The 13,723-nt window shown below is 62.3% G+C and carries 12 protein-coding genes; 9 read left to right on the top strand and 3 right to left on the bottom strand.

The window, feature by feature from the left end:
• Nucleotides 1–3: 3 nt before the first annotated feature.
• The 5 genes from C1931_RS13550 (at nt 4) to C1931_RS13530 (ending at nt 7,909) form a co-directional block, all read left to right on the top strand.
• Complete coding sequence (locus C1931_RS13550) at nt 4–3,606, top strand: hypothetical protein (protein ID WP_108756733.1); 3,603 nt, start codon at nt 4–6, stop codon at nt 3,604–3,606.
• Nucleotides 3,606–4,607, top strand: coding sequence for a hypothetical protein (locus tag C1931_RS20325; RefSeq protein ID WP_159095501.1), 1,002 nt, complete (start codon nt 3,606–3,608; stop codon nt 4,605–4,607). The genes C1931_RS13550 and C1931_RS20325 overlap by 1 nt, the downstream gene beginning before the upstream one ends.
• Before the next feature lie 1,115 nt (nt 4,608–5,722).
• Nucleotides 5,723–6,748, top strand: coding sequence for a hypothetical protein (locus tag C1931_RS20550; RefSeq protein WP_234412820.1), 1,026 nt, complete (start codon nt 5,723–5,725; stop codon nt 6,746–6,748).
• Complete coding sequence (locus tag C1931_RS13535) at nt 6,738–6,971, top strand: hypothetical protein (RefSeq protein WP_108756731.1); 234 nt, start codon at nt 6,738–6,740, stop codon at nt 6,969–6,971. Before C1931_RS20550 ends, C1931_RS13535 begins: the two co-directional genes overlap by 11 nt.
• Nucleotides 6,972–7,117: 146 nt before the next feature.
• Entirely contained in the window at nt 7,118–7,909 is a 792-nt protein-coding gene (locus C1931_RS13530; RefSeq protein WP_108756730.1) for a DNA adenine methylase, read from the top strand.
• A gap of 3 nt (nt 7,910–7,912) precedes the next feature.
• Here C1931_RS13530 and C1931_RS13525 read toward each other — a convergent pair whose 3' ends face one another.
• Entirely contained in the window at nt 7,913–8,578 is a 666-nt protein-coding gene (locus tag C1931_RS13525; RefSeq protein ID WP_108756729.1) for an SOS response-associated peptidase, read from the bottom strand.
• Nucleotides 8,579–8,913: 335 nt separating this feature from the next.
• On the opposite strand from C1931_RS13525, the gene C1931_RS13520 reads away from it, so the two are divergent.
• Both C1931_RS13520 and C1931_RS13515 read left to right on the top strand, forming a co-directional pair.
• Nucleotides 8,914–9,531, top strand: a complete 618-nt coding sequence (locus C1931_RS13520; RefSeq protein ID WP_108756728.1) for a DUF4433 domain-containing protein — start codon at nt 8,914–8,916, stop codon at nt 9,529–9,531.
• Nucleotides 9,531–10,604 (top strand): macro domain-containing protein, encoded by a 1,074-nt coding sequence (locus C1931_RS13515; protein WP_108756727.1) that lies wholly within the window; start codon nt 9,531–9,533, stop codon nt 10,602–10,604. Before C1931_RS13520 ends, C1931_RS13515 begins: the two co-directional genes overlap by 1 nt.
• A gap of 90 nt (nt 10,605–10,694) precedes the next feature.
• Here the strand turns inward: C1931_RS13515 and C1931_RS13510 are convergent, their stop codons facing one another.
• Together C1931_RS13510 and umuD are read right to left on the bottom strand one after the other, a co-directional pair.
• On the bottom strand, nt 10,695–11,945 hold the full coding sequence (locus C1931_RS13510) for a Y-family DNA polymerase (protein WP_108756726.1): 1,251 nt from the start codon (nt 11,943–11,945) through the stop codon (nt 10,695–10,697).
• On the bottom strand, nt 11,929–12,411 hold the full coding sequence (gene umuD, locus C1931_RS13505; protein ID WP_108756725.1) for a translesion error-prone DNA polymerase V autoproteolytic subunit: 483 nt from the start codon (nt 12,409–12,411) through the stop codon (nt 11,929–11,931). Before umuD ends, C1931_RS13510 begins: the two co-directional genes overlap by 17 nt.
• 632 nt (nt 12,412–13,043) lie before the next feature.
• Here umuD and C1931_RS13495 point away from each other — a divergent pair.
• Both C1931_RS13495 and C1931_RS13490 read left to right on the top strand, forming a co-directional pair.
• Nucleotides 13,044–13,244: a hypothetical protein gene (locus C1931_RS13495; RefSeq protein ID WP_108756724.1), complete on the top strand. Its 201-nt coding sequence runs from the start codon at nt 13,044–13,046 to the stop codon at nt 13,242–13,244.
• Entirely contained in the window at nt 13,241–13,585 is a 345-nt protein-coding gene (locus tag C1931_RS13490; RefSeq protein WP_108756723.1) for a phosphotyrosine protein phosphatase, read from the top strand. The genes C1931_RS13495 and C1931_RS13490 overlap by 4 nt, the downstream gene beginning before the upstream one ends.
• Nucleotides 13,586–13,723 lie beyond the last annotated feature (138 nt).

Here is a 13,723-nt window from a genome sequence, read left to right as displayed (position 1 = left end):
ACAATGACGATCCTCGCAACTGACATCAAAATGCGGCAGTCGCAGCGCCTCACCGACAACCCCGATGGCGGCGGCCGTATGGTCCAAGCCGAGATTGTCGACGGCGCGATGAACAACCTGTTCCCGGACATCGGCGATGAAGAGCGGACCACGGGCCGCTCCACGCTGCGCAAGATGTTCGTGCATGTGGATACGCCGGGCCCGGACGTGCTGAAGGATGCGATCGCCGTGCTGATCGATCCGCCTGCAGACCCGCGCGTGACGGTGACCATGTTCGCCACCGGTTCGTACAGTGACGTGCGCCTGGACGCGAAGAACCGCGTCGAGAGCTACATCACCCGCGGCACCGAGTCGCGCTTCATCCTGCTGGGCGATCAGTTCATCGGCCAGATGACCATTCAGGTCTACACGACCAAAGATGCCCCCAGTCCGGACATCAACGACAACCTGAGTCTGCTCACCCTGGCATCGTCGGGCAAAGATCCGGGCGAGCAGTACGTGCGGGTGAAGAGCGTGCTGTCGAGGACCACACGCACCTTCACCGATGACCAGGGCGCCTTCGAGCGCGACGTACTGGTGGTGGAGCTGGTCAACGCCTTGCTGCTGAACTTCTACGGTCAAGAGGTGATCCGATACTCGGCCACCAAGCCTGCTACCCGCGTGTACGAAACCAACGTGGTCGATGCCACCAGCTACCACAGTGTGAAGCGGCTCACAGCGGCCGGAAAGCCGGGTGACCTGTCCGTGCAGATCGACTCTCCCTACGTGCCCATCGTTCCTACCTCTACGGCTGAGACCCCGGTGAGCGACGTGCTGGCCGGCATGGGCACGCTGAGCCATATCCCCTCGGGGCCCGCTAATAGCCTGGGCCTGAGCTTCAACAGCTCGTTCACCGCCGGCGTTCCCGTCACACGGTTCTTCGGCACGGGTATGGCCGTGGGCAGTGTGAAGGTGCTGGTTGGCAGCGTGGAGCTGAGCGACGACGGTTCCGGTGGCCTGGCTTCGGTTGCCGTTACCCCGTGGAGCGGCACCGTTGACTACCAGGCAGGCGTGGTGTCGATCTCGCACGCGACCGGCGTGGGCGGCACCAGCGTGAGCATTACCGCCACCCCAGCCGGAACCATTCCGATGCAGGGTTTCACCGACGAAACCACGGTGACCCAGAACAACCAGGGCATGGTCTGGCTGTCCCAGCTTGAGCCGCTGCCGGCTCCTGGCACCGTGGTGGTGGATTACCGCGCGCTCGGGCGCTGGTATCGACTCACCGACAACGGCCGTGGTCAGCTGGTGGGCAAGCCGGGGCAGGGCAGCGGAACCATCAATTACGCGTCAGGTGCGCTGGTGCTGACCACCGGCGCGCTGCCGGATCTGGGCAGCAGCGTGATCAAGGCCTGGGGTACGTCCATCATCGCCGAGGCGCGCACGGGCGATGCCAGCATTCAGGCGCCTGCGCTGCACTTCTTGCTGGGGCAGGGCGCGGCGGTGCCTGGCAGCGTTCGCATAACCTTGCGCATCGCAGGTAGCGACGTGGTGGTGGTCGACAACGGTGTGGGCGGTCTGCTTGTTGCCGGACAGGTGCGCGGCACGATCTCCTACGCTACCGGCGAATGCACGCTGCGGCTGCAGACGCTGCCGGATGCAGATAGCCAAGGTGCAGTGATCTACGATTGGGGCCAGCCACTGAACGCAGCGCCGCAGCCGGTACCGGATGGCAATGGCGTGGTCTCGTTTGTTCTGCCGGAAGGCCCTGTGCGGCCCGGCTCGCTGGTGCTGGACTGGGTCATCAGCGTGATGCGTGACGCGTACGATCTGACGTCTGCCCCCCAGCCCATGCGCGTGCTTGCCAAGGATGACGGTAACGGCAACATCGTGGCGGTGTCGGTAGGTGACGCGGCGTCGACTGCGGTTCTGGGTTCCATCAACTACAACACTGCAGCCGTCACGCTGCAGGCTGGCAAGTTCATGGTCCACCAGGTGTCCTACCCGAAGTACGAGATCCGGTCGGGCAGGCTGAAAGTGGTGGGATATGACCGGTTCGATGTCCTGGCCCAGTTCTCCGCCGGGACCATCGTCTCGGTGGGCTGGATGCTTGCAGGGGCGACCTCGCAGCCGGCCGAGGAAACCTTCCCGCTGCCGCCCGTTCTACTCCAGTTGACCCCCACGATCAGCGACAGCATCGTGCCGGGGAGTGTCCGCTTCACATTCCGGGGGCGGACGTACGTGGACCGCAGTGGCGGTATCTACCATTCGGTGGACCCGCTGACCGGTGCAGGCATCTACGCCGGCACCATCGACTACACCTCCGGGGTGGTCAACCTGGTTCAGTGGCTGGCCGGCGGAGCCAGCAGTGTGCAGGTTCAGTCGCTGCTGACGCGCATTGCGGACCCGGGTGTGGCCAATGCGTTCTTCCGCGCCCCCGGCTCGCCGCTGCGGCCCGGGATGTTCACCCTGCGTGCCAATCGACTGGATGGGGAGCTGATCACCGCCACGGCTGACATCAACGGGGTGATCTCGGGCGCGCAGATGCGCGGGACCGTGGACTGGGAGAGCGGTGTCGCCAAGGTCCAGTTCGGCCAGTTGGTGCCGGTGGCCGGCAACGAGGGGCAGCCTTGGTTTGACCCCGACCTGGTGGAGGGCGACCGCGTCTGGCGCCCGACGCTGGTGCTGGCGGGTTCCATCTACATGGGCGCGGTTGTCTACCGCTCCATTCCTCTTTCAGAGGTAGTGATCGGCCTGTCGTCCGTTCGATTGCCCAGCGATGGCCGTGCCCCAGCCTTCAAGCCCGGGCAGACAGTTCTGATTCACCACACCGCAAAGCACGTGGTGGCTTCACCGCAGGCCAATCAGGCGGTCTCGTTTGGACGGGGGCGGGTGGCTGCTATCGAGGTTCGTGACGCAGTGGGCGCGCCGGTGGATGCCGCATGGTTCGTGGCTGACCTGGACGTTGGAACGCTCAGGTTCAGCGATCCGCTGAACCTGGCTGCCTACACGCTGCCCATCACGATCAGCGAGCGTGTCGAGGACCGCCGTCTGGTGGTGCAGCCGCAGATCACCGGCGAGATCGAGATCAACACCGGCTTGACCCACGACTACCCGGCAGGCGAGGCGATGATCAGCACCGGGCTGCGTCTGGGTGAGGCGAATGGATCGCTGGATCTGCAGGCGCGGGTGGTGAGCCTGTTCGATCAGGCGGCCTGGACAAACGTGTGGGCGGACGTGCCGTCTGGAAGCGTGGCGCCAGGCACCTACAACGACACCGACTATCCATTGGTGGTGACCAATGCGGATGCGATTACGGAGCGCTGGGCTGTGCGATTTACGTCCGCGACGCAGTTCGAGTTGATTGGTGAGACGGTCGGTGTAATCGCCTCAGGGAACACGACATCTGATCTGGTTCCAGTGAATCCGCGCACTGGGCAGCCCTATTTCCGGATGCGGAAGGAGGGATGGGGTGGTGGTTGGTCCACCAACAATGTTGTTCGCTTCAACACCGTGGGGGGATTGGCCCCGGTTTGGATGATCCGCACGACGCTGCCTGGCACGCCTGAACTGGCTAAAGATTCAACTCGTATCCAGGTTATCGGAAATATCGAAGGAGCTGCATAATGGCGTCGCTGCCTCGCATTTATCGTTCCACTGATCCGGGGGCACCGCAGTTGAGCGGTGTGGCTGGAAGCCTCGTGGCGCTGTTGGATGCTGTCCTCGTTAACGGATATGGCCAAGGCTCTGATCTCAAGCGTGGCGCAGGCTGGGTTCGTTCCTTTAGCGGCACCAATAAGCGTGTCTACCGGAACAATCACGTGGATGGCTCGGGCGGCTACCTCCGCGTCGAAGAGCCTGCCGCGACGCCTGGGTACGCGTACGCGCGCGCATATGAAACGATGAGCGACATCGATGCTGGGACCGGTGCTGCTCCGACCACTGCGCAGAGTAGCAACGGAATTCTCATGCTGAAATCCAGCGAGAACAACGGTAACTCGCGACCGTGGGAGATCATCGCCACAGATCAGTCGATGTACCTGTTCGTGAACTACTACAACATCCCCGCTTCCAATCCTTACTCTGCGATTCCGGCGCTCCCGTTCTTTGCTGGCGACATTGAATCATTTGTTCCAGGGGATAAGTCCAATTTCATGGTGGGGGGGAACTCGATGGCCACCCCTTCTCAGTCCGTGGTCGATGGATTGTTGTACACATCGAGCATTCTTGGCGCAGCAATGCCTGCAACCACCAGTTGCTACGTGCTACGTCCGTATACCAATCTTCCGGGATCGGTTCCGCTGCATTTGGCGACACCGAGTCATGGAACCGGTGGTGTAGCAATTGGGTCAATTGGTGCGCCTTTCCCGGACCCAATATCTGGTGGGGCACTGTTCGAGCGACCATTGATGAAGGAGTTGGCTTACTTGGCGCGCGGATACCTGCCTGGTGCCTATTCGCCGCTCCACGCCCGGCCCTTTGTAAGTGGCGAGATGATTGGTGACCTAGATGCGTTTCCCGGTAAGGTCTTCTACGTCAAATCGTTCAACGTCTTGAACTCTGCCGCGCCGTTGTCGACGAACACGACTGCTGGTCAGTTGCTGATAGATATGACTGGGGAGTGGTGACCGATGCGGGCCCAAGATCGAACCATGAAGATTTCCAGGGCGGTCATATTCAGGGGGGCTTACTTCCTGGGGGGAGAAATGCCTGCTGACCCTAATGATCCGAGCAGTCCGGACGGTCGAGCCCGGGTACTCAACCAGCCATCAGTGGTTAGAGTGCGCGTGTTGGAGCGGCGGACGATGGCACTTGTCGCCGACGTGCGTAGTAAGCCTGATGGCACGTGGCGAGTTGAGCGAATTGCCGATGTTGAGTACGTCGTTCTTGGCTTGGATGAGGCGGGTCGGGTCAATGCTGCAATCCAAGACTGGGTGCGTCCTGCTCCCATGGTGCCTTGATGGCTGTGCCGGGTGATTTTGCTTCACTGAACCTGGGGCCTCTTCACGCTGGGTCTGGCGCATATCTGCCATTGAATCTTGGCGTCGAGTGGGACGACCAGCCAGTTGAGCCGGTGATCCGGGGCATTCGTCAACAAGCTCAGCTGGCATGGAGGCAATCGGACTGCCGCAGGTTGGTTAGCCAGTTGGCGTGGGGAAGTAGCGAGACGCTGGCGGTCGAGGCCTATTCCGGTTGGGGGGTGGGGAAGCGCCAGGCATACACAGCGCCGATCTCTTGGGGTGCTGCCGGCATTGCCAGGAGGGAGATCTCGAGCGGATGGAGGGCCGCAATTTGCGCTGTGGAGTATTCGTCCGAGTTGCGGTGGGGGCAGCAGGGACTGCTGGCGCCCACTTACGTGGCCATTTGGAACGGGCTTCTGCAGTCAGCCAGATGTGTTACGTCACTTCAGTGGAGGGCGCTCGGTACGACTCGATCTTCACGACTGCTTTCTTGGCTCGGGTGGAAGGGGAGGGAGGGCGCAATGATCGGGCTTGCGTGGCGCAGCCCTTCGGCGACCAGGGGTCATGCAAGGTTGCCTTGGGGATCCGCGGGCAGGCCGGCGTGGGGCACACGCCCGGCTCCCGGTCCCGGGCCTGATCCCGACCCGGAGAATCCTTTCCCTTCGGGCGGCCAGGTTGGTCTGAATCTTGGCTGCCCGGTTACAGGTGCTTCTGGGCTCGCGCCCCTGAATCTTGGCGTGTCCGCGTGCTACGTGGTGCGCCCCCAACGCAGGACCTATGTCGTGATCAACGCCGTTTCCTTCGTCCGGCTGCCGGACCGAACCCCTATTGAAGTGGCCAGGCTATCGCTCAGTTCCAGCCGCAGCGCGTGGGGTTGGACCTTCGATATCGAGCTGGCCGACCCGAGGCAGTTGGAACTCCTTAAGCCAACCGCAGCAGGGCCTCGGCAGTTCGAAATCAACCTCAATGGCTACCTGTGGACGGGCATCATCGAGAGCTTTCAGAAGCAGAGGGAGTTCAACGGAGGTGGGGTGCGCCTGAGTGGCCGCTCCCGCACCGCGCTGCTCGCCGCGCCGTATGCGCCGGCCAGAGTCAAGGCCACTACACAAGAGCGCAGCATGGCGCAATTGGTGGCTGAGGAGCTGGCCGACACGGGATTTGTCAGCCAGTACGACACCGTCGACTGGCTGGTGCCGGGCGGAGCGTGGTTCTACGACGCCAACACGCCGCTGGACGCGATCAGCGCCTTGGCCGAAGCCAGCGGCGGCGTGGTGCAATCCGACCCTGCCACCTTGGCGCTGAGCGTGCGCGCGGCGTACCCGATCAGTCCGTGGGACTGGCGCACCTCCCAGCCGGACCACGTGCTGCAGGAGGATATCGTGCTTACGGAAAGCCTGCAGATGCGCAGCGCGCCGCTGTACGACGCCGTCGTGGTGACGGGCGAGCTGGCCGGCAAGGGCGCCACCTGCAGGGTCCGCAAGGCCGGTGAGGAAGGGCGGCTCTACGCCCAGCAGGTAAGCAACCCACTGATCACTGTGCCGGCTGCCGGCGCGGAGCGGGGCCGGAACATTCTGTGCGATCGCGGCGAGCAGGCTGCCGTCGACCTGACGGTGCCGCTGTTCGCGCAGCCGCTCAAGGCCGGTGAAGTCGGGCTACTGCTCCCGCTGGATCTGGTCGAGGTGGTGAGCGAGGACGGCACCTGGCACGCACAGTGCGAATCCCTGCGAATCGAGGTCGCGGTCGAAGCGCAGGCCGTTGTGATCGAACAAACCGCCACCCTGGAGAGGCACTACACCGATGCGGACTGACCTGTGGGACCAATTCGGGGACCTGGTCGGCGGGAGCCCGCGGCTGCTGGCTACTGTCACCGCGCACAACAGTGATGGCACCTGCACCCTTACCACCTATGACGGCGTGCAGATGCGGGCTTTCGGTCAGCTGTCGCAGGCGATTCCCTACAACGCATGGGTTCGCGGCGGTCGGCTGGTCGAGGCCGCGCCCAACCTCCCGTTGTACGAACTGACTGTCTAACGAAACAGGGCACTGCCCGGGCGCCGGCAAGCACCCGGGCAGTGCCGCAACACAGGTGATCTCAGCACCTGGCATTGGCCGCGTCCCTGTCGCCCTCGAGAGCGACAGGGATTGTCGACCCCACCCATCGCAAAACCTGAGATCTCATGACCAAACCTATCATTTCCTGGCCGGGCGGCAAGCGCCGGCTCCTGAAGCACCTCTATCCCCACTTCCCAGAGCACGATTGCTATGTGGAGGCATTCGCCGGCGGCGCCGCCTCCCTGCTCATGCGCCCATACCCGGCGTCGACAGAAGTACTCAACGACATCAATGGCGAGCTGGTCGGGCTGTATCGCTGCGTCAGGCACCATCTGGACGAATTCGTGCGCATGTTCCGCTGGTCGCTGGTGTCGCGGCAGATGTTCGAGTGGGCGCAGATGGAGCGTCCTGAGACCCTGACCGATATCCAGCGGGCTGCCCGTTTCTACTACCTGCAGAAGCTGGCCTTCGGTGGGAAGGTGCAGGGGCAGACGTTCGGCGTGGTGACCACGGGAGGTCCGCGGCTCAACCTGCTGCGGATCGAGGAAGAGCTCAGCGCGGTGCATCTGCGCCTGGCCAACACCATCATCGAGTGCCTGCCGTGGCAGGACTGCGTGCGGCGCTATGACCGGCCCGGCACGCTGTTCTATCTGGACCCGCCCTATTGGGAAACTGAGGGCTACGGGGTGGACTTCCCATTCAGCGAGTACGAGACGATGGCAGAGCTGATGCGCAGTGCTGCTGGCCGGATCGTCGTGTCGATCAACGACCACCCGCAGATCCGGGAGGTGTTCGGCGGCTTCGATCTGGTGCCGCTGCAGCTCGACTACACCATTGGTGGCGGGCAGGGCCGGGGGCGTAAGTTCGGTGAGCTGATCATCAAGAGCTGGGACGATAGGCAGGCGGCCCTGCTTTAAGGCTTAGGCGACAGGTTCCAGCAGCCCCTCGGTGTTGTTGCGAGGGGTGTTGACCGCACGGCTGACGCGGTACGCCTCCATGGCGGGCGTCTCGCTCGCAAGCAGCATCGCCATGGCGTCGTCTGCGCTGGCTGCGATCCAGTCATCGATCTGGCCGACCTGAAGCCATACCGGCATGCGGTCGTGGATGTCGGCCGACACGCCGCTGCTGTCGCCAGTGATGATCGTGAAGGTTCCCAGGTTTCCCTCCGGCAGTAGCGGGCTGGTGTCCTCCCATAGGCCGGCCGCCAGCAGTGTCCCGGATGCGTGGATGAACCAAGGATCCTTCTTCCCGTCCTCCGGGCTCTCCGACCACTCGTAGTACCCGGCCATGGGGATCAAACACCGGCGCTTCTTAAACGCAGTGCGGAAGGCCGGTTTGGTGGCCACTGTCTCGATTCGGGCGTTGATGGTCTTACCCTGAAGGCCCTTGGCCTTGGCCCAGAATGGCAGCAGGCCCCAGGCCAGCCGGGTGACCTGCCGGCCTTCGCCGCGGTCGAGGATGATCGAGGCCCGCTGGGTCGGGGCCAGGTTGTAGCTCGGTTCGATGCTGGCCAAGCCGGGGGCGAGGTCAGCCATGCCGGGCTGGCCATAGTCGACGACGGGGAGCTGGACGAATCTTCCGCACATGGCCGGAGGGTAGCCCTGCCGACCGTGCCCGGCGCGTGTAGGGGCATGCCGACCCGGTGTCGCGCGGTTGCCCGATGGCGGCCGGCGGCAGGCCGGCGCACTCTGGCCCTGCCGGACCCGGGGCCTACGGCAGCTCAACCTGGGGGCGTATGAGCCGCGCCGCGTCGGCACCAGCTGGGAACTGTCGCCGTCGAGGCCGGTTGATCACGGCGTCTGAGCGCGGGACGGGCAGGGAATCGGGTCCCAGAGACTGAACAGGTGTACCCCTCGCATCGAAATCCACCACTGATGGCTTTTGTTAAGATATGACTCTTAAGAGAGCATGGAGCTAGGAGATGGCAGCTAGGCCGGCGTACCACATCACGGACGTAAGCAACCTACCGTCCATCTTGAGCACTGGCGGTCTGCTATCCGACGCCCGGATGCAGGGCGCATCAGTCACCGTTATCGGCTATTCTCACATCAAGGAACGCCGGTTGACGGTCGCGCAAGTTGATTGTTTCGCTGATCGACCCTTCGTTGGCGAGTTCGTTCCCTTCTACTACTGTTACCGATCCGTCATGCTGTACACGGTCAACAATGGTAACGTGGGCAGGCCTGCCGGGTGCCAGAACACGATTGTGCACCTCGTTACAAACACAGATGCGCTGATCGCGATTGGCAGGCAATGGGCGATTAGCGATGGCAACGCCAGTGCTTCGCACACTTCCTTCTTCAGCGATGTGGCAGCATTGGATCAGCTGAACTGGAATGCGATCAATGCCACATATTGGTCAGGCCAGCAACACCAGAAATGTGCGGAATTTTTGGTAAAGGACTTCGTACCATGGTCGGCGATCAGTCACATCGGTTGTTACGACGCCAATGTGGCTGCGCAGGTGGAGGCGACACTTGACAGTGTCTCAGCTTCTCACCGTCCCCAAGTCATTGTAAAACGCGAGTGGTACTACTGATGATCAATATAGCGCACGGTAATCTGTTAAAGGCAGATGTTGATGCATTAGTTAATACCGTTAACACCGAAGGTGTTATGGGTAAAGGTATTGCGCTGCAATTTAAGCGCGCCTATCCGCGTGTGTACGAGGACTATCGAGTTGACTGCAAAGCAGGTCTTGTAGAGATCGGCAAGATGCATGTTGTCGAATTGGGCTCCTTGGGAGGCGGTCCGAAGTGGGTAATCAACTTCCCAACGAAGGGCCATTGGAAGTCCAAGAGTAAGTTGAAGGACATTCGATCCGGGCTGGTAGCCCTTGCCGAGATCGTGCAAAAGCTGGGAATCCAGTCTATTGCAATCCCGCCTCTTGGTTGCGGGCACGGTGGCTTGCTTTGGTCCGATGTCGAACCAATGATTCGTGAGGTTCTAAGTCCGCTCGAATCGCTGCGTGTTGAGCTGTATGCCCCTACAGGGGCACCGGACGCGGCTGAAATGCCGAATCGGACTGCAAAGCCGAAGCTGACACCCGGGGCTGCTGCAGTTGTTGCGCTTATGTCTAAGTACAAAAGCGCGATGCTTGACCCGATCATCAGCCTGCTAGAAGTTCATAAGTTGATGTACTTCTTGCAGGAAGCTGGAGAGCCCTTGAAACTTCGGTACGATCAAGGGAAATTCGGTCCCTATTCGCCGAATCTCCGGCATGTCCTAAATCGAATCGAAGGCCACTATCTCAGTGGTTATGGCGACGGCCAGGACAACCCGACTAAGCCGATTGCTTTTTTGGGTGACGCAGAAGATCAAGCATTGGAGTACCTTGCGGATCACTTCGCTACTCAGGCAAATATGGAGCGCGTGGCCGTATTGATAGATGGTTATGAAGATCCGTACGGGCTCGAGCTTTTAGGCTCTGTCCATTGGGTTATGATGCACGATGCGACGGCAATTGATTCCGCCGATGCGGCTGTTCGTTTGGTCCATGGCTGGAATGCACGTAAGGCAGAGCTGATGAAGCCTGAGCATATAAAGAAGGCATGGGTACGTTTAAAGCAGTACGATTGGGACAAAATATCCCGCAGTGCCGTTCATCACTAAATGGTGTCCAGCTTCACCGGCTGACGACCACGCCTCTGGGTGCATGCCCGGGGGCGGGTCAAATGCGTCTCGGAGCATGGCTGCCTCAAATCAACAGCGGGCCGGTGGGATTGCACTAATCGACGTCGTGTAGTTGGGCGAGAGCATGTGCTGCCGCATGCCCCAGGCAGGCCGAGCCTGCCAGCCTGACGCACCTAGTCCCGCAGTGCCCCGCCCAAACTTCTGGTTGATCCGGTCCATGGTGCCCATCAACCGTTCGTTGCCGACCACCGCAGGTCCGAACAGATCCGCCTGCAGCTCTTCCGGCCGGGCTAGGTCGAGCAGCGCCACACCCGCCTTCTTGTACCCGATGCCCTCCCGCAGCAGGCCGCGCAGCAGCCGGCGGACGACACCCAGCACCACCATCGTGTCAGCGGTCGAGGCCGGTAGGCTTACAGACCGGGTGGCGTTGTGCTGCCGCAGCTCCGGACGGAACGTGTCGGAATGCGCGAACACCCATACCCCCGCGGTGACAAGGCCGCGGGCGCGTAGCTTCTCGCAGGCCATGACGGCGAAAGTAGCGATTGCTTGAGCAACCGCGTCATGGTCTTCCACCCGATCCGCAAAGGACCGGCTCACCATGATCTGCTGCCGGTCGGGCTCCACCTCTTCCAGCTCCATGCAGGGGTGCCCCTGCAGCTCGCGCTGGGTGCGCGCGAGCGTCACCCCGAAGGTGGCCAAGATGTCGTCCGCCGGCGAGTCACGCAGAGCGGCCGCGGTGCTGATGCCCATGGCTTCCAGTCGTGGTGCCAATCGGCGGCCAACGCCCCACAGATCACCAATGGGGAAGGTCCGCAGCACCGAGGCCCTGTAGGCCGCATCCCCGAGGTCGATCACGCCGTTGGCGCTCTTGGCCACCTTGTTGGCCAGCTTAGCCAGCGTCTTCGTCGGCCCGATGCCGATGCAATTGGGTATGCCGGTCCATCTGTGCACGCGCTGCCGCAGATCCCGGGCGAACCGCTCGCGGTCTCGCACGCCCTCTAGATCGATGAAGCTTTCATCGATGCTGTAGACCTCCACCCGGGGCGCGGCTTCTCGCAGGATGGTCACTACGCGGGCGCTCATGTCGCCGTAAAGGCCGAAGTTGGCCGAACGCATCTGCAGGCCATGGCGACGCACCAGGTGCTTTAGCTCATGGGCCGGCTGGCCCATCTTGATGCCCAGGGCCTTGGCTTCGGCCGAGCGCGCGATTGCGCAGCCATCGTTGTTGCTCAGCACTACGAGCGGCACGCCGCGCAGCGTCGGCTGAAACACGCGCTCGCAACTGGCGTAGAAGTTGTTCCCGTCAACGAGCCCGAACATAGGGGCCTCGGCGCTTCATCTGGCGGACCACGCCCACAACGGCGAATACCTCGACCTCGGTGGGCTGTTCCAGGACGATGGGCGGGAAGTCTGGGTTGGCCGAATGCAGCTCCATGTGACTCTCGAACAGCTGCAGCACCTTGCAGGTGGGCTGGTTGCCATCCCAGATGGCAATAACCAGATCACCGGCCAGCGGCGTGACTGAACGGTCCACCACCAGGATGTCCCCATCACTGATGCCGACGCCGCTCATGGACCAGCCATCGGCCCGGTACAAGAACGTGGCGGCCGGGTTGCGCACCAGCAGGCGGTGCAGATCGATCGCTTCATCCATGAAGTCGTCGGCCGGCGACGGGAAGCCCAGCCGCGCGCGTACTGCGGCCATTGGCACGAACTGCACGGGGCCGTCGATCATCGCCGGACCGAGAGCCAGGGCAAGGGTGTTGGGGTAGGGAAGGGACTGCATGGCGCGTACTCTGAGATTGGCGGGTCTCACCCGCCGCGACGCCGCGGATGTTAGTACAAATACTAACTAGCGGACAGGCTAGGAACCTTCGCGAAGGTGAACTGCTTTCCCATCGGGTGGCTGATCGGGTGCCAATGCAATCTAAGTCACTGAAAAGCAAGGATATGCGTAGGATTGCAAATCCGTTTCCACCCGGTGAGTAAGGGTCGGGGAGGTCAAGTGAACGGCACCGTCCGCAGTCAGCGCTGGGTGCTCACGCTACTGCAGATGGAGGGGGCGCTGCATGCCACCTTGCATCGGCAATAGAGTAGAAGCAGGGGCTTGCGTGATTTTTTTGGTCAGGCTGGCTACACCCTATCCGAGCGTAAGTGATTGATTCCGTTCAACCCAAATCGTCAGTTTTGGGTAGTGGCTGCCAGGCCGAAAGTCCTTACGGATCAGCGGGATGCGCTGGTCAGTAACGATGCCTGGGGGGCAGAGGGTCGTCGGTTCGAATCCGGCCGTCCCGACCATTACTGCAATGAACCGAAAAGCCCGCGCATCACAGCGTGGGCTTTTTTGTTGCGCCGGTGTATGCTGCGCGCCACTCGTATCACCGCGGCTGCTGACCCCGGTCCTTACGAGAACACTGCATGTACCACCCCCGAAACCGCGCCTGGCGTCGTGCCACGGCGCGCCTGCATGGCGGCGATCGCGCAACGCGCGTGGCGCTGATCAAGCCCGAAAAGAACTGGAAGCTGATGTACCTGCGCAGCGCAAAGCTTGCGCGTGCACGGCAACTGGGCTTCGTCTATCCCATCCAGAGCGTGCGCCAGCAGCTGGAGCAGCCATGATCAACCTGCTCTTCGTCTGCAGCCGCAACCAGTTGCGCAGCCCCACCGCCGAAGCCATCTGGCGACGGCGGCCGGGCTTCAACGCGCGCTCGGCCGGCACCAGCCCGCATGCACGGCGGCCCATCAGCGTGCAGGATCTGCGCTGGGCCGATGTGATCTTCGTGATGGAAGCCAAGCACCAGCATCGCCTGCACGCGCAGTTCGCGCGTCTGCTGCTGCACACGCCGCTGCACTGCCTGGACATTCCTGACGATTACGCCTGCATGGAGCCGGCATTGATGGCGCTGCTGGAAACGCGCGTGGGCGCGTGCCTGGCCGAGCGGACAGGCCAACGCGCGTAACCGCCTGCCGTTCAGCGTGCAGACCCATACGCTCGGGTACTTCCCGTATCATCATCCGCACATCCGATCGCATCGGTATTCCTTCGCGTTCTTCGCCGCGCCAGCGGGCTGGAGCTTCCAGCCCCGGGTTGCGGCGTA

It is taken from the genome of Stenotrophomonas sp. YAU14A_MKIMI4_1 (assembly GCF_003086855.1).
Taxonomy (GTDB): domain Bacteria; phylum Pseudomonadota; class Gammaproteobacteria; order Xanthomonadales; family Xanthomonadaceae; genus Stenotrophomonas.
This window is presented reverse-complemented; position numbering and strand designations above follow the sequence as displayed.

Bases quoted from the DNA above. Each gene is read 5' to 3' on its own strand.
- C1931_RS13550 (WP_108756733.1), top strand. From the start codon at position 4: ATGACGATCCTCGCAACTGACATCAAAATGCGGCAGTCGCAGCGCCTC.
- C1931_RS20325 (WP_159095501.1), top strand. From the start codon at position 3,606: ATGGCGTCGCTGCCTCGCATTTATCGTTCCACTGATCCGGGGGCACCG.
- C1931_RS13535 (WP_108756731.1), top strand. From the start codon at position 6,738: ATGCGGACTGACCTGTGGGACCAATTCGGGGACCTGGTCGGCGGGAGC.
- C1931_RS13530 (WP_108756730.1), top strand. From the start codon at position 7,118: ATGACCAAACCTATCATTTCCTGGCCGGGCGGCAAGCGCCGGCTCCTG.
- C1931_RS13525 (WP_108756729.1), bottom strand. From the start codon at position 8,578: ATGTGCGGAAGATTCGTCCAGCTCCCCGTCGTCGACTATGGCCAGCCC.
- C1931_RS13520 (WP_108756728.1), top strand. From the start codon at position 8,914: ATGGCAGCTAGGCCGGCGTACCACATCACGGACGTAAGCAACCTACCG.
- C1931_RS13515 (WP_108756727.1), top strand. From the start codon at position 9,531: ATGATCAATATAGCGCACGGTAATCTGTTAAAGGCAGATGTTGATGCA.
- C1931_RS13510 (WP_108756726.1), bottom strand. From the start codon at position 11,945: ATGTTCGGGCTCGTTGACGGGAACAACTTCTACGCCAGTTGCGAGCGC.
- umuD (WP_108756725.1), bottom strand. From the start codon at position 12,411: ATGCAGTCCCTTCCCTACCCCAACACCCTTGCCCTGGCTCTCGGTCCG.
- C1931_RS13495 (WP_108756724.1), top strand. From the start codon at position 13,044: ATGTACCACCCCCGAAACCGCGCCTGGCGTCGTGCCACGGCGCGCCTG.
- C1931_RS13490 (WP_108756723.1), top strand. From the start codon at position 13,241: ATGATCAACCTGCTCTTCGTCTGCAGCCGCAACCAGTTGCGCAGCCCC.